We start from the raw sequence: 25,117 nt of genomic DNA, 5'->3' as shown, positions 1-25,117 counted from the left end.
TCCCCCGTTCGGGGGTGGCGTTGGTGGCCAGAATCGATTTTGCCGCGTATGCTTTATCAAATCGTGACAAAACACCTCGCTCCCGTAACCACCGCATCCGCACGTCGTGCTCGACGTACGGCCCCGGTGCGCCCCTTCTCCCGGGGTCGGTTCCTTCTTGGTTGTGTTGCCTTCGCCGCGTCTGCGGGCTTTGTGCTGACGACCGTGATTGATCCCTCCGGTGGAGCCGTTGCGTCTCCCTATCACACCTCACCCTTTGCCCCGGTGTCCGCAGACGTCCTGACGTCGGCCACCCAGGCGCTTGAGGCCACAGGGGAATACACGAACGACTTCTCTCGTGACGGCTTTGACGTCGCGCTCACCCCGAAGATCGAGGTTCCCGTGGCGCCGCCCGCCACCGACACCTCGGACACCACCAAGTCCACCAAGGGAACAAAAACCACCGGCAACAGCGGTGGCGGTTCCCCCTCGGCTCCGCCGGCCGCACCGCCGAACGCGGGTTCCGCCCAGGCCATCGCATTTGACATCGTCATGTCGCGTGGTTGGGGTCAGGACCAGTACGCGTGCCTCGTTGCGCTGTGGAACAAGGAGTCCGGCTGGCGTTACAACGCCGCGAACCCCAGCGGTGCCTATGGCATCCCGCAGGCGCTGCCCGGTCGCAAGATGGCCTCCGCGGGTGCCGACTGGCAGACGAACCCGGCTACCCAGATCCAGTGGGGTCTCGGCTACATCACGGGCCGCTATGGCTCGCCATGTGGTGCCTGGGCTCACTCGCAGGCATTCAACTGGTACTAAACCCGATTCGATCACCGAACGCGAAAGTGGCGGATCGCACGCATTCTGGCGTGTGGCTCGCCACTTTTTCGTACCCGGCGCACCACCCTCATACAATGGACAACATGCCTCGGAGTAATCGGCCGCGGGGACGTAAACCTCCCGCTCATGACCATGACAGCCTGCACCACCTGGTGGTGGGCTTGAAGCGCTCAGAGTCGCGTCGAGGCATCGAGTATGCGGTGCAGCCGGTTTCCCCGCGCAGCGCGATCAAGCCCTATCTATGCCCGGGCTGCAACCTCAACATCGAGATCGGTGTCGCCCACGTTGTGGTGTGGCGTACCGACAGTGTGATGGGGGAGCGTGCCGGCCTGGAGGCTCGCCGCCACTGGCACACGCACTGCTGGCAGATCGCCTAAGTTTTACCCCGAGAGCGGAGAGAAATATGGCTCAGATTGAGGTGCGTGCCGGAGCGATGCTTCCCGCACGCCGTGAAGACATCACCCTGCACACGGGTGACGGCCTGACGCTGGTGGGAGAGCTCGCACTTCCGCTCGAGCATCCGCCGGTCGCAACGCTCGTGACCCTGCACCCGCTGCCCACCGCTCAGGGGTTTATGGACTCCCACATCCTGCGAAAGGCCGCGGCGCGGCTGCCTGCGCTCGCGGACCTTGCCGTACTGCGCTTCAACACGCGCGGCACGTCCTCGCCGCGGGGAACCAGCGACGGTCACTTCGAGGAGGGCGAGGGCGAGCGCTTCGACGTGGCCGCGGCGATGGCGTTCGTGGCCGAGCGGGGGCTCCCGAACCCCTGGTTGGTTGGCTGGTCGTTTGGCACCGAGCTGGCACTCAAGTATGGACGCGAGCATGCGATTCGCGGTGCCATCCTGCTGAGCCCGCCGCTACACCGCGCGAGCGCCGAGGAGGTGGCCGCCTGGCACGGCGACCCCCGAGGGCTCACCGCGCTCATTCCCGAGCACGACGACTACCTTCAGCCGGAGGAGGCAGCGGCACGATTTGCGTCGGTGCCGGAGATGACACTGCTGCCGATCGAGGGTGCCAAGCACCTCTGGGTCGGGGAGAAGTACGTCAAGATCGTGCTGGACGAGATCGTGCGCGTCACCAACCCGGATGCACTGCCGCTGCCCACCGAGTGGGACGAAGCCGAGGCCTAGCTCAAACGAGCGGGTGCTACTTCCGGTTTTGTCGGGGGATGAGCACCTGCTTGACGATCATCTGAATGGCCGCGGCGGTCGGGATCGCGATCAGAGCTCCGAGGAGGCCGAGCAGGGCCCCACCGCTGAGTGCGGCGATGACGACCACCGCGCCGGGAACCGCGACCGCACGGCTCATGATGCGCGGGGAGATGATGTACGCCTCAACCTGCATGTAGATGAGGTAGTAGATCGCCGCGATGAGCGCGATGGTGGGGGAGCCGAGCCCCGGGATCAGGCAGATGAGTGAGATCACGACGGCGGCACTCAGCGTACCCACCAGCGGAATCAGCGAGAAGAAGAAGGCGATGAAGGCGAGCACCTGCGGGAAGGGTGCGCCGATGATCGACAGGAAGATGAACGACAACACGCCGTTGAACGAGGCGGTGGCGATCTGGCCGATCACGTAGCGACCCACCGAGTCGGTGATCTGCTCCGAGAGCTCGGCAAAGCGCACGCGCTTACTTGCGGGCACGAGCAGGTACATTCCACGCTTCATCGCGGGCAGTGATGAGGTGAAGTACACCGTGAGAATTGTGATGACCAGTGCCCCAAAAAGGAACGTGCCAAATCCGAAGGCCACCTGAATGGCCTGACTGCCGATATTCGAGATGTTGGCGAGGAGGAAGTTGGAGACCTGGTCGAGCAGCTGCGGGATGTTGAGTGCAGGGAACTGCTTTTCAAGGTAGTCGACGATGTCGGTGTTGGTGAGCTGGCGCTGAATATCCGGCAGCATCGCGATAAATCGGCTGATCTGCTCCACCACGATCGGCACCACCATGCCGGCGAGCCCGGCGATGACGCCGAGTGCACCCAGGACAACGGTGAGGACGGCGGTCCAGCGCGGGAAGCGCTTCTTTTCGAGCCAGCCCACGATGGGATCGAGGCCCAGAGAGAGGAACAGCGCCGCACCGACGTAGACGAGGATCGTCTGGAGGGAGACGATCGACATCAAAATGAGAAGACCGAGGCCAACGCCGAGCGTGCCCACCAGCCCGAGCCGGAACGCGTTCTTAATCTGCACCGGATGGCCCTTCTTTCCCGTAAATCCTCTACCCGAGCTTAGTCCGGCAGCGTGTTCTCGGTACGGACGATGTCCGGCGCGCCCGTGCGTAGACGCTGGGAGTTTTCGTACCCTTCTAGGCGGTTTAGTTCCCGGTCGGTTATCCTGAGGAGTCTGTGTGTGTGACCGCGTACCCAAAAGATGATGACTGGTAACCCGATTTGCGGTGACACAGAAGGAGAAAATCCGTGCGTTTTGTTTTCGCCATTGCCTCACTCGTACTCGCCTCGGTGCTCATTGTCTTGGGCATCGCGCAGCGAACCGTGTTCCTTGGCCCCGCATACTTTGAGCTCGAAACCAAGGTGTCCTCTTCGGAGCCGTACACCGTGATCGGCGGCTCGGTGCTGACGTCCCACGAGGGCCGGCAGTCGCTGTCGGTGTCGAGTGATAATGGCGAGAAGGTATTCGTGGGCTATGGCCGCACCTCGAACGTCGAGGCGTGGCTCGGGCAGTCCCCGTATAACCAGCTGTCGCTGAACAAGCAGGGCACCGAGCTGGTTTCCAAAGTTCGTACGCCCGAGGTGAAGGACAACATCCCCGGAAGCACACCGCCCGAGGGCGTCAGCGCCGCGGCCTGGGCGAACCCCGCCGGGTCGGATATGTGGCTCGGCGAAAAGACCGAGGAGGGTGCCGCGATCAGCACGATCGCCGTGCCCGAAGACGTATCTGTCATCATTGCCTCGGATGGCACTGCCCCGGCACCGTCGAACATTCGCATCACCTGGCCGCTCGATAACAGCACGCCGTGGGCCGGTCCGCTGATCGTCGCGGGCCTCGCGTTCCTGCTGCTGGGTATTGTGCTCTACCTGCTGGGTGTTCGCCACATGCGCAAGTCTCGTGGCCCCCGCCGAAAGAGCCTCGCGCCGCTTCCGGATGAGGAGGGCTCGATGAAGCTGCCGCGTGTACGTAAGTATCGCCCGGAGGGTCAGGCTTCGCCCGGCCGTCGCTTCGGCAAGCGCAGCATGGTGATCGCCCCGCTGGGTCTCGTCACCGTGCTCGCCCTGTCTGGTTGTTCTCCCGCCTACTGGCCGGGTGGAGCCGACCCCACGCCGGAGAGCGACACCGTTTCGGTGGAGCCCCTCGCGGGTGCTACCCCCTCGGCCAGCGCGAGTGCCACCACCGATGCCGATGCGCTGCCGAACCCGGTCATCACGGTGCCGCAGGCGGAGCGCATCATCGAGCGTATTTCGGTGACCACCCACGACGCCGACCAGAATCTCAATCTCGACCTCGCAAAGACCCGGTTCGCCGGCCCCGCGCTCACCGAGCGTGAGGTCAGCTATAAGATTCGGGCGACCAAGCCCGATCTCGCGCCGGTCACCCCGGTCCCCGGATCGCCGCTGCGCCTGACCCTGCCGCAGGCCACCGATGGGTGGCCGCGCACGGTACTCGCCGTGGTTGCGGACAACGAGGATAAGGAGCTCGCCCCGACCGCGCTCATGCTCGTGCAGGACAGCCCGCGTGCCAACTACGTCGTGCACTACGCAACCCGGCTGGAGCCGAAGGCCACCATCCCGGACGTTGCCTCGGCCGCGATCGGTGCCGCCTCGGTTCCCGCGGACTCCGCGTTCCTTGCGATGGCGCCGGATCAGCTCGCCGCCGCCTATGGTGACATCCTCACCAACGGCGACCAGAGCCAGTACTATGCACAGTTTGCCGCCGATGGCGACTCGCTGCGCACCCAGATCAAGAAGTTCCGCGATGATGTCACCGCGAGCCTCACGGACAAGGCCGCATCCGCGGAGTTCCGCACCGAGGCGGGCACGGGCAAGCCGCTCGCCCTCGCCACGAACGACTCCGGTGCGATCGTCGCGGTCAGCCTGCACGATATTGTGAAGGTGTCGCCGACAAACGCCGACGCCAAGGTCAAGCCGAGCGGTGAGGCCGTGGCCGCCCTGCTGGGTGCGGCCGAAACGGCGAAGCCGCTGCAGACGACCTATGAGGAACAGCTACTGTTTTACGTGCCGGCTAAGGACAGCACCGAGAAGATCACCCTTCTCGGCTTTAGCCAGGCCCTGATTAAAGCCGAGGAAGTACAGTGACCGCACACGAGTCCATCCCCGCGGGTCTGCGCGGAGCCGCAGACCTGTCAAACCTAGGCCGCCCGGCCGCGCCCGCTCAGCCCGCCGCTGCGGGTGCCGGCTTCGGCGCGCCCGCAGCTCCGGCCGCTCCGGTGGCTCCCGCCGCATCGGATGCCGTCCAGGTGTCCAGCCTGGTGCTGGTCGCGACCGACGCGACCGTGGGCGAGATTGCCGAGCTGTCGAGCCGCGTGCCGGTGGCCCTGCTGATCTGGTCGCCACGCAGCCCGGAGAGCGATGCCATGCGCGCTCGCCTGGGTCAACTGGTCGAGGCATTCTCCGGCCGCCTTGTGCTCGCGACGGTGGATGGTGACGCCAACCCGCAGCTCGTGGGGGCGTTCCAGGCTCAGACCGTCCCGACCGTTGCCGGCCTCATCGGCGGGCGTCCGGTCCCGATGTTTGAGGGCGATCTGCCCGACGACCAGGTGCAGTCGGTCTTCGCCCAGCTCATCGAGCTGGCCGGGCAGAACGGCGTGGTCGGAATCGCCCAGGCCACCGGTGCACCGGTGGAACCCGAGCCCGAACCGCTGACCCCGCAGCAGCAGCGCGCGTTTGACGCGATCGAGGCGGGCGACTACCCGACCGCCGTGGAGGCCTACTCCGAGGCCCTCGAGCTTAACCCGCGTGATGAACTCTCGCGTGCGGGCCTGTCCCAGGTGCGCCTGCTGGAGCGCCTGAGCCACGGCACACTGGACGACATTCGCCGCGCGGCCGCCGAGGGCCCCACCGATGTGAGCGCCCAGCTCGCGGTGGCCGATCTCGACATCTCCGGTGGTCACATCCAGGACGCCTTCGTGCGCCTGCTCGATCTGTTCCCCGCGGCTTCGGCCGAGGATCGTGGCCTCCTGCGTCAGCGCCTGGTCGAGTACTTCGACGTGGTCGGTGCCGAGGACCCGCGGGTGCGCGCCGCACGCCGCGCGCTGTCCGACCTCCTGTTCTAGAACCCGCACGCATGTCGATTTATCTCGACCACGCCGCAACCACGCCGATGCGCGAAAGCGCCCTGCAGGCGCTGGTTGCGGCGCATGCGCGCGTGGGTAATCCGGCGTCGATCCACGGCCCCGGTCAGGCGGCGCGTGCGGTGCTGGAGGAGGCTCGCGAGCGGGTGGCGGCCACCGTTGGTGCCGACCCGATCGAGGTGATTTTCACCTCCGGCGGGACCGAGTCCATCAATCTTGCGCTCAAGGGCCTGTACTGGCAGCGTAATGCGGGCGTTCGACGCCCGGTACTGCTCGTGCCCGATGGCGAGCACCACGCCACGATCGATACCGTCGAGTGGCTGGTGTCTCACGAGGGTGCAATCACCGTGCCCATTCCGCTGGACGAGCACGGCAGTATTTCGGTGTCCGCACTGAACGATGCGCTGGCCGAGCACGGCGATGCCGTGGCCGCGGTCACCGCGATCTGGGCGAACAACGAGGTGGGTACGATTCAGCCCGTCGAGGAGATTTCTCGCGTGTGTGCCGCAGCCGGAGTGCCGCTGCACCTGGATGCGGTAGCCGCCTATGGGCATGCGGATATCGATCTACGTGCGCTGCGTACCGCCTCGAATGCTCGGGGAAACGCGGGGCCGGTGGCGATCAGCATCTCGGCACACAAGATTGGCGGCCCGATCGGCATCGGCGCGCTCGTGCTCTCCCGTCAGGGTGCGGTGGAGCCGCTACTGCACGGGGGTGGGCAGCAGCGCCAGGTGCGCTCCGGCACCCAGGATGTTCCGGCGGCGGTGGCGTTTGCTGCGGCCGCGGGGGAATCCGAGCGGGAGCGAGCGAGCGAACACGCCCGGCTCGAGCGACTGCGCGATCATCTGATCGACGGAGTTCTGACGGCCATTCCGAACGCCCGGCTCTCCGGACTCACCGGCGAGGGTCGCCTGGATAACAACGTGCACATCGCGTTCCCCGGAGCGCAGGGCGACTCCCTGCTCTTCCTGCTGGACATGGCGGGTGTTGCGGTGTCTACCGGCTCGGCCTGCCAGGCCGGCATCCCCGAACCCTCGCACGTTCTGCTCGCGATGGGCAGGGATGAGGCGGCCGCACGCAGCGTGTTGCGCTTCACCCTCGGACACACCACCACCGCCGCGGACGTAGATGCCTGCCTCGGGGCGCTTCCCGCGGCCTATGCCTCGGCAGCCCGCGCGGGTCTCTCTAACCGAGCCGTCTAAGGGAGTGTGGTGTAGCCGTAGGCCCACCCCTCCGGGCGGCCCGCGGCACCACACTCAGGCACCGGTGCCGCTCACGGCCGACAGCGCGTAAACTTGTCCGAGTGAAGGTACTTGCAGCAATGAGTGGCGGGGTCGACTCCGCCGTAGCCGCAGCCCGGGCGGTAGAGGCCGGGCATGAGGTCGTGGGGGTGCACCTGGCGCTGAGCCGGATGCCCGGAACCCTGCGCACGGGCAGCCGAGGCTGCTGCACCATCGAGGACTCGATGGATGCCCAACGCGCGGCCAACATCATCGGAATTCCGTACTATGTGTGGGACTTTTCCGAACGCTTCAAACTCGACGTCGTCGACGACTTTATTGCCGAGTACTCCGCCGGCCGCACCCCGAACCCGTGCATGCGCTGCAACGAGAAGATCAAGTTTGCCGCCCTGCTGGAAAAGGCGCTCGACCTCGGTTTCGACGCTGTGTGCACCGGCCACTACGCCGGAATCGTCAAGGATGACCAGGGCAACATCGAGCTGCACCGCGCGAGCGCCTGGGCGAAGGATCAGTCCTACGTGCTCGGGGTTCTGACCGCCGAGCAGCTCAAGCACTGCTACTTCCCGCTCGCCGACACCCCGACCAAGGCGCTCGTGCGTGCTGAGGCCGAGGAGCGCGGGCTGAGCGTCGCAAACAAGCCCGATTCCCACGACATCTGCTTCATTCCGGACGGCGACACCCGCGGCTGGCTGGCCGACCGCGTGGGCACCCAGACCGGTGAGATCGTGGACCGCGCCGGAAACGTCGTGGGCAGCCACGAGGGCGCCCACGCCTACACCGTGGGGCAGCGCCGTGGCCTGCACCTCGGTACCCCGGCCCCGGATGGCCGCCCGCGCTTTGTGCTCGAGGTGCGCCCGAAGACCAACGAGGTCATCGTTGGCCCGAAAGAGGCTCTGGCCACCGCCGAGATCGCCGGATCCCGCTACACCTGGGCCGGGCTGGCACCGGAGAACCCCACCGAGTCATTCGACTGCGAGGTACAGATCCGCGCCCACGCCGATCCCGTGCCCGCGGTGGCGCGCATCGCCGAGACCGAGGACGGCACCGAGCTGCACATCATCCCCGAGACCCCGCTGGACGGTGTGGCCCCCGGCCAGACCGCCGTGGTGTACGTGGGTACCCGGGTGCTCGGCCAGTGCACCATCGATCGCACCGTCTCCGCGGTGCCGGCGGGTGCGCTGGGCTAGAACCCAATCAAAAAGGCGGCGACCGGAATTCCGGTCGCCGCCTTTTTGTGGGAGAACTAGTTCTTCTTCGACACGTTCTTGCGCGTGAACAGGGTTTCCGCCTGTTCGAGGCTCAGACCGTTGGTCTCGGGAATCTTGAACCAGACGAACACCAGCGAGGCAAACGCAAACAGCGCGTACATGCCGTAGGTCAGCGGCAGCGAGGCGGCGGCCATGACCGGGAAGCTCACGGTGATGAGGAAGTTCGCGATCCACTGGGCCATCGCGGCCACACCGAGCGCCTTGCCGCGGATACGACCCGGGAAGATCTCGCCGAGCAGCACCCACACCAGCGGGCCCCAGCTCGCGGCGAAGCAGATGACGAACAGGTTGGCGGCGATCAGGGCCACGGTTCCCCAGGCACCGGGCAGGTGCGGTTCGCCGTTCACGACGGTGGCGTTCGCAAACGCGATGGCCATGGCGCCGAGTGAGATTCCCATGCCGAGCGAGCCGGTGAGTAGGATCGGGCGGCGACCGATGCGGTCCACCAGCGCGATTGCGACCAGGGTGGCGGCCACGTTGATCACGGAGGTGATCACGCCGATGAGCAGCGAGTTGCTCTCGTCGAACCCGACGGCCTTCCACAGGGTGGTGGAGTAGTAGAAGATCACGTTGATGCCCACGAACTGCTGGAACACCGACAGGATGATTCCGATCCACACGATCGGCAGCAGGCGACGGCCCTCAAACAGCGAGGCCTTCTTGGTGGTCTTGTCCTCCTCGATGGCGCGGTTTGCCTCGGTGACGGCGGCCTCGATGTCCTCGGACTTCCACATGGTGGCGAAGATCTTGCGTGCCTCGGGCTCGCGGCCGTGCATGAGGAGGAAGCGCGGGGATTCGGGCAGGCGCAGGGCCAGGATGCCGTAGACGATTGCCGGAACCGCGCAGGCGAGGAACATCCAGCGCCAGGCCTCGATCCCGAACCAGAACTCGGATTCGGCGCTTCCGGCGGCTCCGGCGAAGGAGGCGTCGGAGAGCAGGGCGGCGAAGATACCCAGGGTGATCGCGAGCTGCTGCAGCGAGGCCAGACGGCCACGCTCATACTTTGGTGCAACCTCGGCAATATAGGCGGGTGCCACCACGGAGGCGATACCGATTCCGAGGCCACCCACCACGCGCCAGATGATCAGATCCCAGGGTGCGAATGCGAAGGCCGCACCGAAGGAGGACACCAGGAAGAGAGCGGATCCGAGCAGCATCGTGAAGATGCGCCCGCGGCTGTCGGCGATGCGGCCGGCAAAGTAGGCACCGATCGCACAGCCGAGCAGGGCGGATGCGACCGCGAAGCCAATGAGTGCGTCGGAGAGTGCGAAGTGTTTCTGCATGGCGTCGACGGCTCCGTTGACAACGGATGAGTCAAAGCCGAAGAGGAATCCACCTACGGCTGCGGCTGCGGCGACCCCCACCACACGCCGATGAAGCTGTTTTTGTTCCGCAGTTGACTGCGGCCCCCTTGATTCGGACACGACTTCTCTTTTCTCGTTCGGGGATTAACCCGCGTCCGACCGTGAAGAGTCGGGCTCGGCCTACGGCTGCCCCCGGAGCCACCGTGGATCGAATTACTACGTCTCACACCATAAGCACGTTTGTGCAAAACACGGAAACTCTGGCCGATATCTAATCAAAATTCACGGCAAACACCAGACAAAGTGTGTATCAGCGAGGCGGGTGGTGGATGTCTGAGGCCGTTCGTAGAATGAGACCGTGACTACAGACGCAGGATCCGACGCTCCCCAGGCCGCCTTGTCCGGGAACGAACCCGCCCCCGGCGGGCACATCGAGCTCGCCGCCACGGCCGTACCGATCGACACCCTCGCCGAGGTAGAACACCTGGACCGCGCCGCCGCGGCCGCCGAGGTGGCCGAGCTGACCGAGCGGATTCTCTCGCTGCGAGACGCCTACTACGGGGGCGATTCGGCCCCGGTCACGGATGCCGAATACGATGCCCTGCAGCACCGGCTGGCACAGATCGAACGCCTCTATCCCGAGCTGCAGAGCCAGGACAGCCCCACCCTCACGGTGGGTGCCGCCAAGAACACCCTGTTTTCCGAGGTTACCCACGCCGAGCGCATGCTGAGCCTCGACAACGTCTTTAGCCTCGACGAGCTGCGCGAGTGGGCCGAAAAGGCCCGCGCCCTCGCCGGCCGGGACGTCCGCTTCCTGACCGAGCTGAAGATCGACGGCCTGGCGATCAACCTGCGATACCGCGACGGTGTGCTGGTGAGCGCGGCCACGCGTGGTGACGGCGTCGTGGGGGAGGACGTCACCGAAAACGTGGCACTGATCCCCGGCATTCCGGATCGCCTCGTCGGGGAGAACCTCCCCGAGCTGGTCGAGGTGCGCGGTGAGATCTTCTTCCCCGTGGCAAAGTTTGACGAGATCAACCTCGCCCAGCAGGCGGTCGGCGAGAAGGTCTTCGCGAACCCGCGGAACGCCGCGAGCGGTTCGCTGCGCCAGAAGCCCGACCGCAAGACGCCGGCACAGCTGGAGGCCATGAAGACGCGCCTCGGCAGCCTCGCGATGCTCGTGCACGGCATCGGTGCCTGGGAGAACCCGCCGGTTTCGGCGCAGTCCGAGGTGTACGACCTGCTGGCGAGCTGGGGCCTGCCGACCTCGCCGAACTCCCGGGTATACGAGACCATCGACGAGGTGGCCGACCGGATCGAGTACGTGGGCGCGCATCGCGGGTCGTTCTCGCACGAGATCGACGGCATCGTGGTCAAGGTGGATGAGCTGGCGCTGCACTCGGAGATGGGCGCAACCAGCCGTGCCCCGCGCTGGGCCACGGCCTATAAGTACCCGCCCGAGGAGGTCCACACCCGCCTGCGCGACATCGTGGTGAGCGTGGGCCGTACCGGCCGTGCCACCCCGTACGCGGTCATGGACAAGGTGCGTGTGGCGGGTAGCGAGGTGGCTCAGGCTACCCTGCACAACCAGGACGTCGTGAAGGCGAAGGGCGTGCTGATCGGCGACATGGTGGTGCTGCGTAAGGCGGGAGACGTCATTCCCGAGGTGTTGGGCCCGGTTGTCGACCTGCGCGATGGCACAGAACGTGCGTTTGTCATGCCGACGGGCTGCCCCGAGTGTGGCACCGAGCTGCGGGCCATGAAGGAGGGCGATATTGACCTCCGCTGCCCGAACGCCCGCTCGTGCCCCGCGCAGGTGCGCGGCCGGGTGGAACACATCGGTTCCCGCGGCGGGCTCGACATCGAGGCGCTGGGCGAGGTGGCCGCGGCCGCGCTCACCCAGCCGGTGTTCCCCGAGGTGCCGCCGCTCGTCACCGAGGCCGGCCTGTTTGCGCTGCGCCTGGAAGACATCTTCCCGATCGTGGTCGAGGTGCGTGACGGCGAAACGGGCGAGCCGCGCATTGATGACAAGACCGGTGAGCCCAAGCGGCTGAACCCGTTCCGTCGCAAGCGCAGCAAGCGTGATCCCGAGTTTGATCCCGAGGGCGAGTTCTTCGGCGACGCCGAGTGGGTGCCCTCGAAGAACGCCGAGGAGCTGCTGCGCAACCTGGAGCTCGCCAAGACCAAGCCGCTGTGGCGCCTGCTGGTGTCCCTGAACATTCGCCACGTGGGCCCGGTGGCCGCGCGCGCCCTGGCCGACTATTTCGGCTCGCTCGAGGCCATCCGTTCGGCCACCCGTGAGGAGCTCGCGGAGGTTGAGGGGGTGGGGCCCACCATCGCCGACTCCCTGCTGGAGTGGTTCCCGATCGACTGGCACGAGGAGATCCTCACCTCCTGGAGCGCTGCCGGCGTGCAGTGGGCCACCCCCGGCCACCCCGGCCCGGGTGCCGCCGCCTCGGCGGATGGCGTCCTGACCGGCCTGACCATCGTCGCGACCGGCTCCCTCGAGGGCTTCACCCGCGAGGGTGCCGCGGAGGCGATCATCTCGGCGGGCGGAAAGTCCGCGTCGAGCGTGTCCAAGAAGACCGATTTCGTCGCAGCCGGCCCCGGCGCGGGCTCGAAGCTCGCCAAGGCCGAGGCGCTGGGTGTGCCGGTGCTCGATGCCGCGCAGTTTGCGCGCCTGGTGGTGGAGGGGCCCGGGTTCCTCGCCGCCGAGGCCGGGGAAGCGACGGCCGAGGACGCCGCCGAGTAGCACGCTCGCATAACGAAGAGATCCCCCGGAGGCTTCGGCCGCCGGGGGATCTTCGTTGTCGCGGTCTACGCGGCGTCGAGCTCCTGAATCTTCGCGCGCACCTCGCGGCGCAGCACCTTGCCGATGAGCGAGCGTGGCAGCTCGTCCAGCACCACGATGCGGCGGGGCACCTTATAGGGGGTGAGGCGTTCGCGCAGCCAGGCGCGCACCTCCTCCTCGTTGAGGCTCTGGCCGGCCTGCACGATGACGCCGGCCACAACGTCCTCACCCGAGTGCGGGGAGGGGAGCCCCACCACGGCCACGTCGGCGATGGCCGGATGCGTCTTCATGGTTGCCTCCACCTCGGAGGGCGAGACGTTGAAGCCGCCGGTGATGATGAGTTCCTTGATGCGGTCGACGATGCGGGTGAAGCCGTCCTCGTCGATGGTGACGATGTCTCCGGTGCGGAACCAGCCGTCCACGAACACCTCGGCGGTTTCCTCGGGCTTGCGGTAGTACCCCGAGAACACCTGCGGGCCCTTGACCAGGAGCTCACCGGGCTGGCCCAGCGGCAGCTCGACCGTGGGGCTGTCCGGATCCACCACCCTGAGCAGGGTGCCGGGCATCGGCAGGCCCACGGTGCCGGCCTTGCGGTTTTCGGCGACCGGGTTGGCCATCAGCACGGGGGAGCACTCGCTGAGGCCGAAGCCCTCCACGAGGTATCCGCGGCTCAGCTTCTCCCAGGGCTCGACCAGCTCGGTGAGCAGCGGCATGGCACCGGAGATCGCGATTTCGATGCCCTCGAGCGAGATGCCGCGCTCCACGGCGCGCTGCATCAGCCGCTCGGCGATGGGCGGAACCGCGGGGAAGAACGTCGGCGGGTGCTTCTTCATGACCTTGAGCACGAGGTCCGGATCGAACTTCGGGAAGAGCACGAGGCGTGCGCCCATGCTCATCGCAAAGGTGAGGCACAGGGTGAGGCCGTAGGCGTGGAACATCGGCAGCACCGCGTAGACCACGCAGCCGCCGCGGGTGATGGTGGGGGTCCACGCCTGCGCCTGCATCGCGTTGGCGAGCAGGTTTGCGTGGCTGAGCACCGCGCCCTTGGGGCTGCCGGTGGTGCCGGATGTGTACTGGATGACCGCGGTGTCGGCGGTCTCGGGTTCGGTGATCTCCGCGGAAATGCGATCATTCTTGAGGAGCTTTTCCCAGCGGATGGTGTTCTCGACCTGGGTGGTCAGCTGCTTGCGAGACGCGCGGGCGGAGGCGATGGGTAGGTGTAGGGCGGCCCGCATCGCCCGCGGCATCGCGGTGGTCACATTGACCGAGACCAGCGAGCGGACGCCGAGGTCCACCGGGAAGTCCTGCACGGTTTCGGCAACCTTGTCCCAGACGATCGCGGTCTGGGCACGGTGGTCTTCGAACTGGTGGCGCAGCTCGCGCGGGGTGTAGAGGGGGTTGTGTTCCACCACGATGGCACCGAGGCGCAGCACCGCGTAGAAGGCCACGATGTGCTGCGGGCAGTTGGGCAGCACGAGTGCGACGGTGTCGCCGCGGCGCACGCCCAGGCGGCGCAGACCCTCGGCGACGCGCTCGATCTGATCCTGCAGCTGTGCGTAGGTGGTGGTGGCACCGAAGAACTCCAGCGCCACGGCGCTCGGGTACCTCTCGGCCGAGCCGCGCACGAGCGCGCCCAGGTTACCCTCGGGGACGGCAATGTCCTCGGGCACGTTTTCGGCGTAGCTGGCGAGCCAGGGACGGGTTTCGGAAGCGAAAGACGACGTGTTCACGCGCCCCATACTACGCAGACCGGCGTGATTTTCGGAGGAAAATCGGGGCGTGGTGCCAGGCTCACCGCCTCGACTCCCCGGATTTGCGGTGGCGGGAAGAGATCGGGCGGCACCCCGCGATAGACTGGAACGATTCTTCCCACCCTCTGAGATGGAGCTACATGTCGGAAATTACCCCGGAGCTCGTGACGCACCTCGCGTCGCTCTCCCGGATCGACCTCAGCCCGGACGAAATCGCCAGCCTCACCACCGAGCTGGGTCAGATCGTCGACAGCATCGCGAAGGTTTCGGAGGTGGCCACCGCTGACGTGCCCGCCACGAGCCACCCGATCCCGCTGACCAATGCGCTGCGCGCCGACGTGGTGGGGGAGACCCTCACCCAGGAGCAGGTGCTCCAGAATGCGCCCGAGCAGCAGGACGGCAAGTTTGTGGTCACCGCGATCCTCGGGGAGGAGCAGTAATGAGCGACCTGATTCGCCTGTCCGCGGCCGAGCTGGCCGCCAAGCTTTCCGCCGGTGAGGTCTCCGCTGTGGAGGCCACCCAGGCCCACCTGGACCGCATCGCCGCCGTTGATGGCGACGTTCACGCGTTCCTGCACGTGTCGGATTCGGCGCTGGAGACCGCCCGCGGTATCGACGAGCGTCGCGCCGCCGGCGAGCAGCTGCACGAGCTGGCCGGTGTGCCGCTCGCGGTGAAGGACGTCCTCGTCACCACGGACATGCCGTCCACCTCGGGATCGAAGATCCTCGAGGGCTACATGTCCCCGTTCGATGCGACCGTGGTGGAGCGTGCCCGCGCCGCCGGCCTGATCGCCATCGGTAAGACCAACATGGACGAGTTCGCGATGGGTTCCTCCACCGAGCACTCGGCCTACGGCCCGACCCACAACCCGTGGGACCTCTCCCGTATCCCCGGTGGTTCCGGTGGTGGCTCGGCCGCGGCCGTGGCCGCCTTCGAGGCACCGCTGGCCCTGGGTTCGGACACCGGTGGATCGATCCGCCAGCCCGCCCACGTCACCGGTACCGTCGGCGTGAAGCCCACCTATGGTGGCGTGAGCCGCTACGGTTCGATCGCCCTGGCCTCCTCGCTGGACCAGATTGGCCCGGTCACCCGGACCGTCCTCGACGCCGCGCTCCTGCACGACGTCATCGGTGGGCACGATGCCCGCGACTCCACCTCGATCCCCGAGTCCTGGGTATCGATGGCCGCCGCTGCCCGTGAGGGCCAGTCGGGCGAGGTCCTCAAGGGCCTGCGCGTCGGCGTGGTCAAGCAGTTCTCCGGCGAGGGCTTCCAGGCCGGTGTCGAGCAGCGCTTTGCCGAGACCCTGACCCTACTGCAGGGTGCCGGTGCCGAGATCGTCGAGATCGACGCCCCGCACTTCGAGTACGCCGTTGCCGCGTACTACCTGATCCTGCCGGCCGAGGCCTCCTCGAACCTGGCCCGCTACGACTCCGTGCGCTTCGGACTGCGCGTGCACCCGCAGGGTGGCGGCACCGTTGAGGACGTCATGGCCGCGACCCGCGAGGCCGGCTTCGGTCCCGAGGTCAAGCGCCGCATCATCCTCGGTACCTACGCCCTGAGCTCGGGTTACTACGACGCCTATTACGGTAGCGCGCAGAAGGTCCGTACCCTGATTCAGCGCGACTTCAACGCCGCGTTTGACCAGGTGGACGTGATCGCCTCGCCGTCGGCCCCGACCACCGCCTTCAAGATCGGTGAGCGCGTGAACGACCCGCTGTCGATGTACCTCAACGACATCACCACCATTCCCGCGAACCTCGCGGGTGTGCCCGGAATCAGCATCCCGATGGGTCTCGCACCCGAGGATGGCCTGCCCACCGGTCTGCAGCTGATGGCTCCGGTTCGCGCCGATGACCGTCTGTACCGCGTCGCCGCCGCAATCGAGGCTCGCCTCGAAGAGGGCTGGGGACACACCCTCATTTCGCAGGCACCCGCCCTGGGAGGAAAGTAAACATGGCCAAGGACAAGATCCTCTCCTTCGAGCGCGCGCTCGAACTGTACGAGCCCGTACTCGGCTTCGAGGTTCACATCGAGCTCGGTACCAAGACGAAGATGTTCTCGTCGGCACCGAACGAGTTCGGTTCCGAGCCCAACACCAACATCACCCCGGTGGACCTCGGCCTGCCGGGCACCCTGCCGGTGGTCAACGAGCAGGCCGTGCGCTACTCGATCAGCCTGGGCCTCGCCCTCGGCTGCGAGATCGCCGAGACCTCGAGCTTTGCCCGGAAGAACTACTTCTACCCGGACATGACCAAGAACTACCAGATCACCCAGTCCGACCAGCCGATCGCCTATGACGGTTCGGTCGAGGTTGAGCTGGCCGACGGCACCATCTTCCACGTGCCGATCGAGCGTGCGCACATGGAGGAGGACGCCGGAAAGCTCACCCACGTGGGTGGTTCGGCCGGCCGCATCCAGGGTGCCTCCGCCTCGCTGGTGGACTACAACCGCGCGGGTGTGCCGCTGGTGGAGATCGTGACCCGGCCCATCTTTGGTGCCGAGCACAACGCCCCCGAGCTGGCCAAGGCCTACGTGGCCGTAGTGCGTGAGATCGCGATCTCGCTGGGTATCTCCGAGGCTCGCATGGAGCGTGGTAACCTGCGCTGTGACGCCAACGTGTCGCTGCGCCCCCGCGGCCAGGAGAAGCTGGGTACCCGCACCGAGACCAAGAACGTCAACTCGCTGCGCTCGGTTGAGCGTGCGGTGCGCTACGAGATCCAGCGTCAGGCTGCGATCCTCGAGGCCGGTGGCACCATCACCCAGGAGACCCGTCACTGGCATGAGGACACCGGTACCACCAGCGCCGGCCGCCCGAAGTCGGACGCGGATGACTACCGCTACTTCCCCGAGCCCGACCTGCTGCCCGTTGTTCCGGGCCGCGAGCTGATCGAGCAGCTGCGTTCCGAGCTGCCCGAGGCACCCGCCGCCCGCAACCGTCGCCTCAAGGGCGAGTGGGGCTTCACCGACCTCGAGTTCCAGGACGTCGTGAACGGTGGCCTGCTGGCTGAGATCAGCTCCACCGTCGCAGCCGGCGCGACCGCACAGGCCGCCCGTAAGTGGTGGACCGGTGAGATCGCCCGAATCGCCAACACGCAGGGCGTTGATGCCGCATCGCTGATCTCCCCGGAGAATGTCGCCGCGACCGCCAAGCTCGTCGAGGCCGGCACCCTGACCGATAAGCTGGCCCGCCAGGTTATCGAGGGTGTTATTGCCGGTGAGGGTTCGCCGCAGGAGGTCGTGGACGCCCGCGGTCTCGCCGTGGTGAGCGATGATGGTGCGCTGATCGCCGCCATCGACGAGGCTCTCGCCGCCCAGCCCGACATCCTGGAAAAGCTCCGCGAGGGCAAGGTCCAGGCCGCCGGTGCCGTGATCGGTGCCGTCATGAAGGCAATGAAGGGCCAGGCCGACGCCGCCCGCGTGCGCGAACTCCTGCTGGAGCGCGCCGCGCAGGCGTAGCTCACGCCCCGTTACACGGCGGCCCGCGCTCCCTTCGGGGAGGGCGGGCCGCCGTTTTTGCTCGCCGTGGTGCTGCGATGTGCGAGCGATTCCGGCTACTCTAACGAGCATGGAGCAGCAAATCATCTCGTTACTTCAATCGGACAAGTATGCCCGGAAGGCCGCGGCGCTGGAGGCCGAGCTTGCTCGGATTGACGAAGACCTGCATTCAAGCAGCGAGAAGGATCGCCTGCACGCGGCACGAGCACTGAACAGGTTGGCTCGTGCCGAGCTCAGCTGGATGCTCCTCTCCGTCAGAAACCATTTCCTCTCTCCGGCTTTTCGAGACCTCCTCGACCCTGTTATCGATACCGCTGATGCCCGGACTCGTGCGATCCTCCTCCACACGATGAGAAACGCATACGAACGCTATATCGTGCACCCAATGTGGGGAGACCTCCGCCGCGAGGATGACGGTTCGTGGTGGGATGCGTGGATTCTCTCCACCGGTGAAACGTTTATTGAGAACTCGGATCTGCCAATACGGGGTGAGGCCGCCTATCTGCTGGCGCTGAGCGGCGATCCGCGCGGCTGGGAGACCTATCTTGAGATCGTGCCGAAACGCTCTGCGCTGTTGGGACAGCTGGAACTCGCGATCCTGCTGTGCCCCGATTCCCGCACACCCGCCATGGTTGATTCGATTCTCGCCCTCGCCGATGAAACCGAACGGCGTCACCCCGGGCAGGCATATACGGCGCAGAGCATCCGTGATGCCCTCCGTGTCAGGTTCGGCGATTAGCCTGTAGCCCGGCCCTGTGTCGCAGTTTCTGTCAGTCTGCACGTAACAAGTGCGAAGGTTTGTGCGTTGTGGATGAGGGAGGCAGGTCGTAGGATTGGGTCAAACGTCCCACCCCGCTGATAAGAACCCCAGAAGGTTCTGCCGAAAGGCTAGGCGGGGTGGTCATTTTTCACCGGGATGACGATGTTGATCCTCAATACTGATCCTCGATTGCTCGTCGAGTTCCCTGACCTCCTGGGTGATTCCGCTGAGCGCTCGAAGCGGAAGATCGTCGAGGCGCTCGAGCTGACGAAATAGAGACCACGCAAAATAGTCGGCGATCTGCCCGTTAAAGTCTGATTTGACGGGCATGAACGATATTCGGTAGCTCTGAGATGTGTCATTCAGTCGAGCCTTGAGACGCTGCATCAGCTTTCCCCGCTGCCCTTTTGTCAGCACGGAATCGAAATTGATCAGCACACGATCAGACGAGGTCACGAGTGTCTCTGTAAGCCACATCCCGAGAGCCTCGGCAAACCTTTCGAAGTACTCCGCTGGATCCGGGGCATCGTGCCTAAGCGGTCCCTTATGTCCGTAAATGCTATGAACTCGAATGCAATCGATGCCCTGAATCGCGTCACTCACTCGTTTTCGGGTCCCTCGAGAATTCTCTGTTGCATGAAACTCGAGCTGGTCAGATCCCTGGGCAAGGAGTTCATACCGCAACTCTTGCAAGACCGCGGCCGACCTTGAGGGCTTCTGCGTGATGATTGCGGATACGACAAAGTAGCTGGTGCCCTTTCGCCCGAAATCTAGATTTCCCGACTCATCGACAAATACGTAGGTCGCTGCGCGGGATGAAGCCGATGAGGACACCTAGTTTCCCTTCTTTTGACGTCGCTCCGTTTCTCACCATTTTCGGGTTATTGATGCTCCTATGCACGGAGAAAACCCTTGAAATCTTCTGATCCCTCAGGACCTATGCGGTGATCGGCGATGCAGGCCACAGCCAGTCTGTCCAGCCATACGACTGGTGGTGGCGTGCACCTGATATCTCCTGTGAGCCCAGGGCAGATAGGGGACGGGGTATGGCGGTCGAACCTAGGCTGTGAACCTGATCTTCGCACCGTGCGGAGGCGGTTCAATCCACAATGATGCGGAGCCTTCGATGTCCGAGCGCCAGTTCCTTCGATCCCTGACCCGACGCAAGCCACTCGATCAGATCGTGGCCGACGCCGCCAACAGCCCGTTCAAGAAGACCCTCGGCCTGTGGCACCTCACCGCGCTCGGCATCGGCGGCATCCTCGGCGTGGGCATCTTCTCCCTCGCCGGGCTCGTTGCCCGCGGGAGCGAGGATATGCCCGGGGTGGGGCCGGCCGTGATGTTCTCGTTCCTGATTGCCGGGCTCGCATCCGCCGCGGCCGCACTGTCCTATGCCGAGTTCGCCGGAATGGTGCCGCGCGCGGGCTCGGCCTACACCTACGGATACGTCGCGCTGGGGGAGCTCGTCGGCTGGTTCATCGGCTGGGACCTCCTGCTGGAGTACATCGCCGTGGCAGCCGTAGTTTCGATAGGCGTGGCCGGATACTTCCAGGCGTTCCTCAGCGGAATCGGGCTGGAACTGCCCATCTGGCTGACCTCAACGGTAGACGAGGGCAAGGGCGGATTCATCAACCTCCCCGCCATTATGGTGTGCCTCATCGTCACCTGGATACTCAGCCGCGGGGCACGTGCGTTCGGCCGCTTTGAACTCATCGCCGTGGTCATCAAGGTCGCGCTCGTGCTCGGAATCGTGGGCCTCGGAGTGTTCTTCATCAACACCGACAACTACGACCCCTTCATGCCCAACGGCTTCACCTCCGTCGTCACCGGAGCCGCGATCGTCTTCTTCGCGGTGTTCGGATACGACGCCATGAGCACCGCCGCCGAGGAGGCCAAGGACGGGCCCAAACACATGCCCAAGGCCATCGTGCTCTCCCTCGGCATCGCACTCGTGCTCTACATTGCCGCGAGCCTCGTACTCACCGGGATGCAGCACTACGCCGACATCGACACCCGCGCCGGCTTCGCCTCCGCATTCAACAGCGTGGGGCTCCAAAACATCGCCACGATCATCTCGATCTTCGCCGTGGTCTCCATCGTCACCGTGGTCCTGACCTTCCTCATGGGTGTCTCCCGCGTCTGGTACTCCATGAGCCGAGACGGCCTGCTGCCGCGCTGGTTCGCCCACACCGACAAGCGCGGCGTGCCCAACCGCGTCACCTGGATCGCCGGGTGTGCAGCGGCATTCCTCGCCGGGGTGTACCCCATCCGCGAGGTCGCCGAACTCACCAACATCGGCATCCTCTCCGCCTTCATCGTCGTGTGTATCGCCGTCATCGTCTTCCGATACACCCGTCCCGACGCCAAGCGCTCCTTCAAGATTCCGCTGTTTCCGATCGTGCCCGCCTTCGGAATCCTCGCGTCCGGATTCCTGATCTACCAGCTCGACGGCCTCACCAAGGTGCGCTTCCTCGTCTGGCTCGTGATCGGGCTCGCCGTCTACTTCGGATACTCCCGCCGTAACTCGCTCCTGAATCCCAACAGCCCGAGACACCGAACCGATGCCGCCACGAACGCGCCGGTGGACGAGCCCCCGCGTTCCTAGCGAAGGCGCGACAGACCGGTTAACAGCAGGAGCCGGGTTTCATCGCCCATCCCGATGAAACCCGGCGGTCTTGAATCCTTACTAACAGCTAACAGCTAACAGCTAACAGCTAACAGCTAACAGCTACGCGCTCGCCGCCAGGGCGAGCCGCGCGAGGCGGCGCTCGCGCTGGCGCTCGGGATCCGGCACCGGAGAGGCGGCCAGGAGCGTCTGCGTGTACGGGTGCGTCGGATGCTCGGTGACCCGCTCGGTGGGGCCCTGCTCGACGATCGCCCCGCGATACATCACCGCAACCCGGTGACTAATCGCGCGAATCACCGCGAGGTCGTGCGAGACAAACAGGTACGCAACCCCGGTGCGATCCTGAATCTCCGCAAAGAGATCCAGCACCCGCGCCTGGGTGGTGAGATCCAGCGCCGACACCGGCTCATCACACACGATCAGTCGCGGCTGAATCGCGAGTGCCCGGGCAATCGCCACCCGCTGCCGCTGCCCACCGGAAAACTCCGAGGCAAAACGATCCGCGGCATCCGCCGGCAGGTTCACCTCGCCCAGCAGGCCCGCCACACGATCCCGAGCCTGCGCCCGCGATACCCCCTGCGCACGCAGCGGCTCGGCCAGAATGTCGCCCACCCGCATCGCCGGATTCAGCGAGGTGTAGGGATCCTGGAAGACCACCTGCAGGTCACGGCTCAGCTTTCGCCGCTGCGCGGGGGAGGGCTGCCCGATCTCATTCCCGGCAAATTGGATGCTGCCCGCACTCACCGGGGCGAGCCCCAGCACCGCGCGGCCGAGCGTCGTCTTTCCCGAACCGGACTCACCCACGAGGCCCAGGGTCTCGCCGGGTGCGATCTCGATGTTGATGTCCGTTAGCGCACGGAAGGAGCGTCGGCGGCCGGTACGGTAGTCCACGTTGAGGCCCGTTACCGAGAGCAGTGGTGCGGTCATGATTCCTCCGAAACGGTTGAGGACGATGCGGGTGCCGCGGCCAGCGTGCGGATCGGTGCGTTTTCGAGCCCCGATCCGAGCAGCAGACGGGTGTATTCGTGACGCGGCCGCGCGAAGATATCCGCCACGCTGCCGTGCTCCACGATCTCACCCGAACGCATCACCGCGACGCTGTCGCAGAGATCCGCCACCACACCGAAGTTGTGCGTCACGATCAGCACGCTGAGATTGCGCTCGCGCTGCAGGTCTCGGATGAGCTCCAGAATCTCCGCCTGCACGGTCACATCCAGCGCGGTGGTCGGCTCGTCGGCGATCAGGAGCTCGGGCTCGCAGGCCACCGCACCGGCAATCAGCACGCGCTGTGCCATACCGCCACTGATCTGGTGCGGATACGATTTGAACACGCGCGCGGGGTCAACGATCCCCACGCGATCCAGCAGTTCGAGTGCGCGCGCTTTCGCCGCCGCCTTCGAGAGGTCGCCACGCAGGCGCATCGGCTCGACGAGCTGAGATCCGATCGTAAACGAGGGATCAAGGTTGCTCATCGGCTCCTGCGGAATGTACCCGATGGTCTTGCCGCGCAGCTCGGAAAGCACGCGCTCCCGCTCACCCACGATCTCGCGACCGTTGATGCGGATACTTCCGCCGGTCACGGCACCACCCGCGGGCAGCAGGCCCAGGGTAGACAGCGCGATCTGCGTTTTACCCGAGCCGGACTCACCCACGAGACCGAGGATCGTCCCGCGTTCAAGCGTGAGCGAGACCCCGTGCACCACCTCGGTTTCCTCGCGGCCGGTGGCATACGCCACCTTCAGGTTCGAGATCTCCAGCACGCCGTGTTCCGCGGTGTCCTTCAGGATCGCCGGGGCATCCAGCGTACTGATCGCCGCGGTGGAGGCCAGCGGTTCGGGCTGCCCGGCCGCCGCGGGAAGAACCGCGGTGGGTGCCGTACTGCGCGGAGCACCGGTCACCGGGGAGATCGCCGTTCGGCGACGCGGGCGCCGGCTCGAGCGATCGGTTCCGGCCAACGCATCGCGCACGGCGTTGGCAATCAGCAGCAGCGAAATCGCGGTGATACCGATCATGATGCCGGGCGGCCACATCAGGTGCGGCCCCACGTAGAGGTTGTTGAAGGCGTCGAGCAGCATTCCACCCCAGGTCGGGGTCGAGGGATCGCCGAGCCCGAGGAACTCCAGACCCGCCTGCACCACGATCGCGGCGCCACCCACCGAAGCGCCCAGAATGATGATGGGTGCGCGAATGACCGAGAGGATATGCCGCGCAATAATCCGTCCGTTTGAGAGCCCGGATACCCGGGCGGCATCCACGTACAGCTCATTCTTGACCGCGATGACCTGGTTACGCACCACGCGGAAGAAGTTCGGGGCCATCATGAAGCCGAGGATCACCATCGTGAGGATCACGTTTGGGCCCACCACGGCGAACAGCGCCACCAGCACGATCGTGCCGGGGAGCACGATCAGGAGGTTTGCGACCCAGCCGCCGATCTGGTCAAACCAGCCGCCCACATAACCGGCGATGAGGCCGGCGGTCACGCCGAGGGCGATGGCCACGCCCACGGTGGTGGCCGAGCCGAGCAGGGTCAGGCGGCCGGCGAAAATCAGCCGGCTGAGGACGTCGCGTCCCGCGCCGTCACCGCCAAGCAGATACTCGCCGCCCGGCGCAATGTTTACCGCGCTGAGGTTTGCGGTGGTGGGGCTCATCGGGGCGATGAGGTCGGCGAAGATCGCCGCGAGCACGATCAGGAGGAGCACCGCCGCCGGCACCGAGAACAGCGGATTGCGGATCAGCCGGCGCATAACGCCGAGCCGGGGCGCACGCGGCGAGGGGGCCGCGGAGGGGAGGAGTGTCTGGGTCACTGGACTCTCGCTTTCGGATTGACCCACCCGTTGAGGAGGTCGACGAGGAGGTTGATGATGACCACGATCAGGGACATGGTGACCATGACACCCATGATGGTGGGCACGTCGCCGCGGATCGCCGCGGTCACGGCGAGGGTGCCGAGCCCCTGCAGAGCAAACACCTTCTCGATCATGATCGCGCCGCTGATCATGCCGATGAACTGCAGCGACAGCACGGTGATCGCGGGCGGGGCGGCGTTGCGCAGCGCGTGGCGCAGAACCACCCGGTGCGCGGGGATGCCGCGGGCCCGCAGGGTACGCACGTAGTCGCGGCTGAGGACGTCGATCAGGGCGCTGCGCACCTGCTGTGCTGCGCCGGCAATACCGCCAAACGCGAGGGCGGCCACCGGCAGTGCGATCGTCGCGAGCCAACCGGCGGGGGACTGCGTAAACGGCACAAACCCGGTGGGCGGGAACCAGCCGAGCGAGAGGGAGAAGGCGGATACCAGCACGAGCGCGATCCAGAAGTTGGGGAAGCCCTCACCGACCACCGAGAACAGCTGAACGATGCGGTCGATGACGCCGCCGCGCACGGCGGCGATCACGCCGAGAGTGACCGAGATGATGATCGCCACCACGATGGCGGCGACGACGATCGAGAGGGTGAGGGAGATGCGGTTCAGGATGGCCGAGGATACCGGCTCGGCGGTAAACCAGGAAACCCCGAGGTTGCCCTGTAGCGCCTGCGATACCCAGGAGCCGTACTGGGCGAGGAGCGGCTGATCGAGGCCGAGCTCGGCCTGCTTCGCGGCTACCTGCTCGGGGGTGGCAAATTCGCCCAGAATGGTGCGGGCAATGTTCTCGCTCGAGATGCTCATGAGCGCAAACACGATGGCCGTGATCGCGAAGATGAGAACGACCCCGGCGAGGATTCGTTTCACAATAAAGGAGACCATGGGAGCCTTTCGGTCCACCGGCCGGGCGACGCGTGAGCGCCACCCGGCC

At 65.9% G+C, this 25,117-nt stretch carries 20 protein-coding genes; 13 read left to right on the top strand and 7 right to left on the bottom strand.

The genetic code is table 11. The features are described from left to right. Nucleotides 1-204: 204 nt before the first annotated feature. The 3 genes from D9V32_RS11405 (at nt 205) to D9V32_RS11395 (ending at nt 1,948) form a co-directional block, all read left to right on the top strand. A complete protein-coding gene (locus D9V32_RS11405) occupies nt 205-795 on the top strand; it encodes an aggregation-promoting factor C-terminal-like domain-containing protein (protein WP_245982282.1) in 591 nt (196 codons plus the stop codon). 104 nt (nt 796-899) lie between these two features. Further along, complete coding sequence (locus tag D9V32_RS11400) at nt 900-1,193, top strand: hypothetical protein (RefSeq protein WP_121649090.1); 294 nt, start codon at nt 900-902, stop codon at nt 1,191-1,193. A gap of 26 nt (nt 1,194-1,219) precedes the next feature. Continuing rightward, nucleotides 1,220-1,948: an alpha/beta hydrolase gene (locus D9V32_RS11395; protein WP_121649023.1), complete on the top strand. Its 729-nt coding sequence runs from the start codon at nt 1,220-1,222 to the stop codon at nt 1,946-1,948. Nucleotides 1,949-1,964: 16 nt separating this feature from the next. On the opposite strand, the gene D9V32_RS11390 is transcribed toward D9V32_RS11395, so the two are convergent. Then, the gene (locus tag D9V32_RS11390) at nt 1,965-3,011 is read right to left on the bottom strand and encodes an AI-2E family transporter (RefSeq protein WP_121649022.1); all 1,047 of its coding nucleotides are present in this window, start codon (nt 3,009-3,011) and stop codon (nt 1,965-1,967) included. A 227-nt stretch (nt 3,012-3,238) separates the two neighbouring features. On the opposite strand from D9V32_RS11390, the gene D9V32_RS16265 reads away from it, so the two are divergent. The 4 genes from D9V32_RS16265 to mnmA all read left to right on the top strand — a co-directional run bounded on the left by D9V32_RS16265 (nt 3,239) and on the right by mnmA (nt 8,515). Beyond that, complete coding sequence (locus tag D9V32_RS16265) at nt 3,239-5,092, top strand: DUF8094 domain-containing protein (protein ID WP_183086292.1); 1,854 nt, start codon at nt 3,239-3,241, stop codon at nt 5,090-5,092. Further along, a complete protein-coding gene (locus tag D9V32_RS11375; protein ID WP_183086291.1) occupies nt 5,089-6,069 on the top strand; it encodes a tetratricopeptide repeat protein in 981 nt (326 codons plus the stop codon). The genes D9V32_RS16265 and D9V32_RS11375 overlap by 4 nt, the downstream gene beginning before the upstream one ends. Before the next feature lie 11 nt (nt 6,070-6,080). Beyond that, nucleotides 6,081-7,289: a cysteine desulfurase family protein gene (locus D9V32_RS11370; protein ID WP_121649019.1), complete on the top strand. Its 1,209-nt coding sequence runs from the start codon at nt 6,081-6,083 to the stop codon at nt 7,287-7,289. Between the two features lie 101 nt (nt 7,290-7,390). After that, a complete protein-coding gene (mnmA, locus tag D9V32_RS11365; protein ID WP_183086290.1) occupies nt 7,391-8,515 on the top strand; it encodes a tRNA 2-thiouridine(34) synthase MnmA in 1,125 nt (374 codons plus the stop codon). A gap of 56 nt (nt 8,516-8,571) precedes the next feature. Here mnmA and D9V32_RS11360 read toward each other — a convergent pair whose 3' ends face one another. After that, the gene (locus D9V32_RS11360) at nt 8,572-10,020 is read right to left on the bottom strand and encodes a sugar porter family MFS transporter (RefSeq protein WP_121649017.1); all 1,449 of its coding nucleotides are present in this window, start codon (nt 10,018-10,020) and stop codon (nt 8,572-8,574) included. Between the two features lie 337 nt (nt 10,021-10,357). Here D9V32_RS11360 and ligA point away from each other — a divergent pair, with 337 nt between their 5' ends. After that, entirely contained in the window at nt 10,358-12,652 is a 2,295-nt protein-coding gene (ligA, locus tag D9V32_RS11355; RefSeq protein WP_183086297.1) for an NAD-dependent DNA ligase LigA, read from the top strand. Between the two features lie 65 nt (nt 12,653-12,717). Here the strand turns inward: ligA and D9V32_RS11350 are convergent, their stop codons facing one another. Continuing rightward, the gene (locus tag D9V32_RS11350) at nt 12,718-14,421 is read right to left on the bottom strand and encodes a long-chain-fatty-acid--CoA ligase (protein ID WP_245982280.1); all 1,704 of its coding nucleotides are present in this window, start codon (nt 14,419-14,421) and stop codon (nt 12,718-12,720) included. Between the two features lie 161 nt (nt 14,422-14,582). Between D9V32_RS11350 and gatC the strand changes: the two genes are divergently transcribed. From gatC to D9V32_RS11330, 4 genes are all read left to right on the top strand, one after another. After that, on the top strand, nt 14,583-14,882 hold the full coding sequence (gene gatC, locus D9V32_RS11345; protein ID WP_121649015.1) for an Asp-tRNA(Asn)/Glu-tRNA(Gln) amidotransferase subunit GatC: 300 nt from the start codon (nt 14,583-14,585) through the stop codon (nt 14,880-14,882). Further along, a complete protein-coding gene (gene gatA / locus D9V32_RS11340; RefSeq protein ID WP_121649014.1) occupies nt 14,882-16,393 on the top strand; it encodes an Asp-tRNA(Asn)/Glu-tRNA(Gln) amidotransferase subunit GatA in 1,512 nt (503 codons plus the stop codon). Before gatC ends, gatA begins: the two co-directional genes overlap by 1 nt. 2 nt (nt 16,394-16,395) lie before the next feature. Beyond that, complete coding sequence (gene gatB, locus D9V32_RS11335) at nt 16,396-17,898, top strand: Asp-tRNA(Asn)/Glu-tRNA(Gln) amidotransferase subunit GatB (protein WP_121649013.1); 1,503 nt, start codon at nt 16,396-16,398, stop codon at nt 17,896-17,898. Between the two features lie 109 nt (nt 17,899-18,007). Beyond that, complete coding sequence (locus D9V32_RS11330; protein ID WP_121649012.1) at nt 18,008-18,676, top strand: hypothetical protein; 669 nt, start codon at nt 18,008-18,010, stop codon at nt 18,674-18,676. Between the two features lie 162 nt (nt 18,677-18,838). On the opposite strand, the gene D9V32_RS16260 is transcribed toward D9V32_RS11330, so the two are convergent. Further along, nucleotides 18,839-19,531, bottom strand: a complete 693-nt coding sequence (locus D9V32_RS16260) for a DUF3800 domain-containing protein (protein WP_183086289.1) — start codon at nt 19,529-19,531, stop codon at nt 18,839-18,841. Between the two features lie 292 nt (nt 19,532-19,823). Here D9V32_RS16260 and D9V32_RS11320 point away from each other — a divergent pair, with 292 nt between their 5' ends. Continuing rightward, nucleotides 19,824-21,302: an amino acid permease gene (locus D9V32_RS11320; RefSeq protein ID WP_121649010.1), complete on the top strand. Its 1,479-nt coding sequence runs from the start codon at nt 19,824-19,826 to the stop codon at nt 21,300-21,302. A gap of 123 nt (nt 21,303-21,425) precedes the next feature. On the opposite strand, the gene D9V32_RS11315 is transcribed toward D9V32_RS11320, so the two are convergent. The 3 genes from D9V32_RS11315 to D9V32_RS11305 are packed head-to-tail and all read right to left on the bottom strand — an operon-like array spanning nt 21,426 to nt 25,068. Then, nucleotides 21,426-22,250: an ATP-binding cassette domain-containing protein gene (locus D9V32_RS11315; RefSeq protein ID WP_121649009.1), complete on the bottom strand. Its 825-nt coding sequence runs from the start codon at nt 22,248-22,250 to the stop codon at nt 21,426-21,428. Continuing rightward, nucleotides 22,247-24,130 (bottom strand): dipeptide/oligopeptide/nickel ABC transporter permease/ATP-binding protein, encoded by a 1,884-nt coding sequence (locus D9V32_RS11310; protein ID WP_245982278.1) that lies wholly within the window; start codon nt 24,128-24,130, stop codon nt 22,247-22,249. Before D9V32_RS11310 ends, D9V32_RS11315 begins: the two co-directional genes overlap by 4 nt. Then, nucleotides 24,127-25,068 carry an ABC transporter permease gene (locus D9V32_RS11305; protein ID WP_121649008.1) on the bottom strand — a complete coding sequence of 314 codons (942 nt, stop codon included), beginning with the start codon at nt 25,066-25,068 and terminating at the stop codon, nt 24,127-24,129. The genes D9V32_RS11310 and D9V32_RS11305 overlap by 4 nt, the downstream gene beginning before the upstream one ends. Between the last annotated feature and the right edge of the window lie 49 nt (nt 25,069-25,117).

The sequence above is a fragment of the Mycetocola tolaasinivorans genome (assembly GCF_003667565.1).
Classification (GTDB): Bacteria; Actinomycetota; Actinomycetes; order Actinomycetales; family Microbacteriaceae; genus Mycetocola; species Mycetocola tolaasinivorans.
This window is presented reverse-complemented; position numbering and strand designations above follow the sequence as displayed.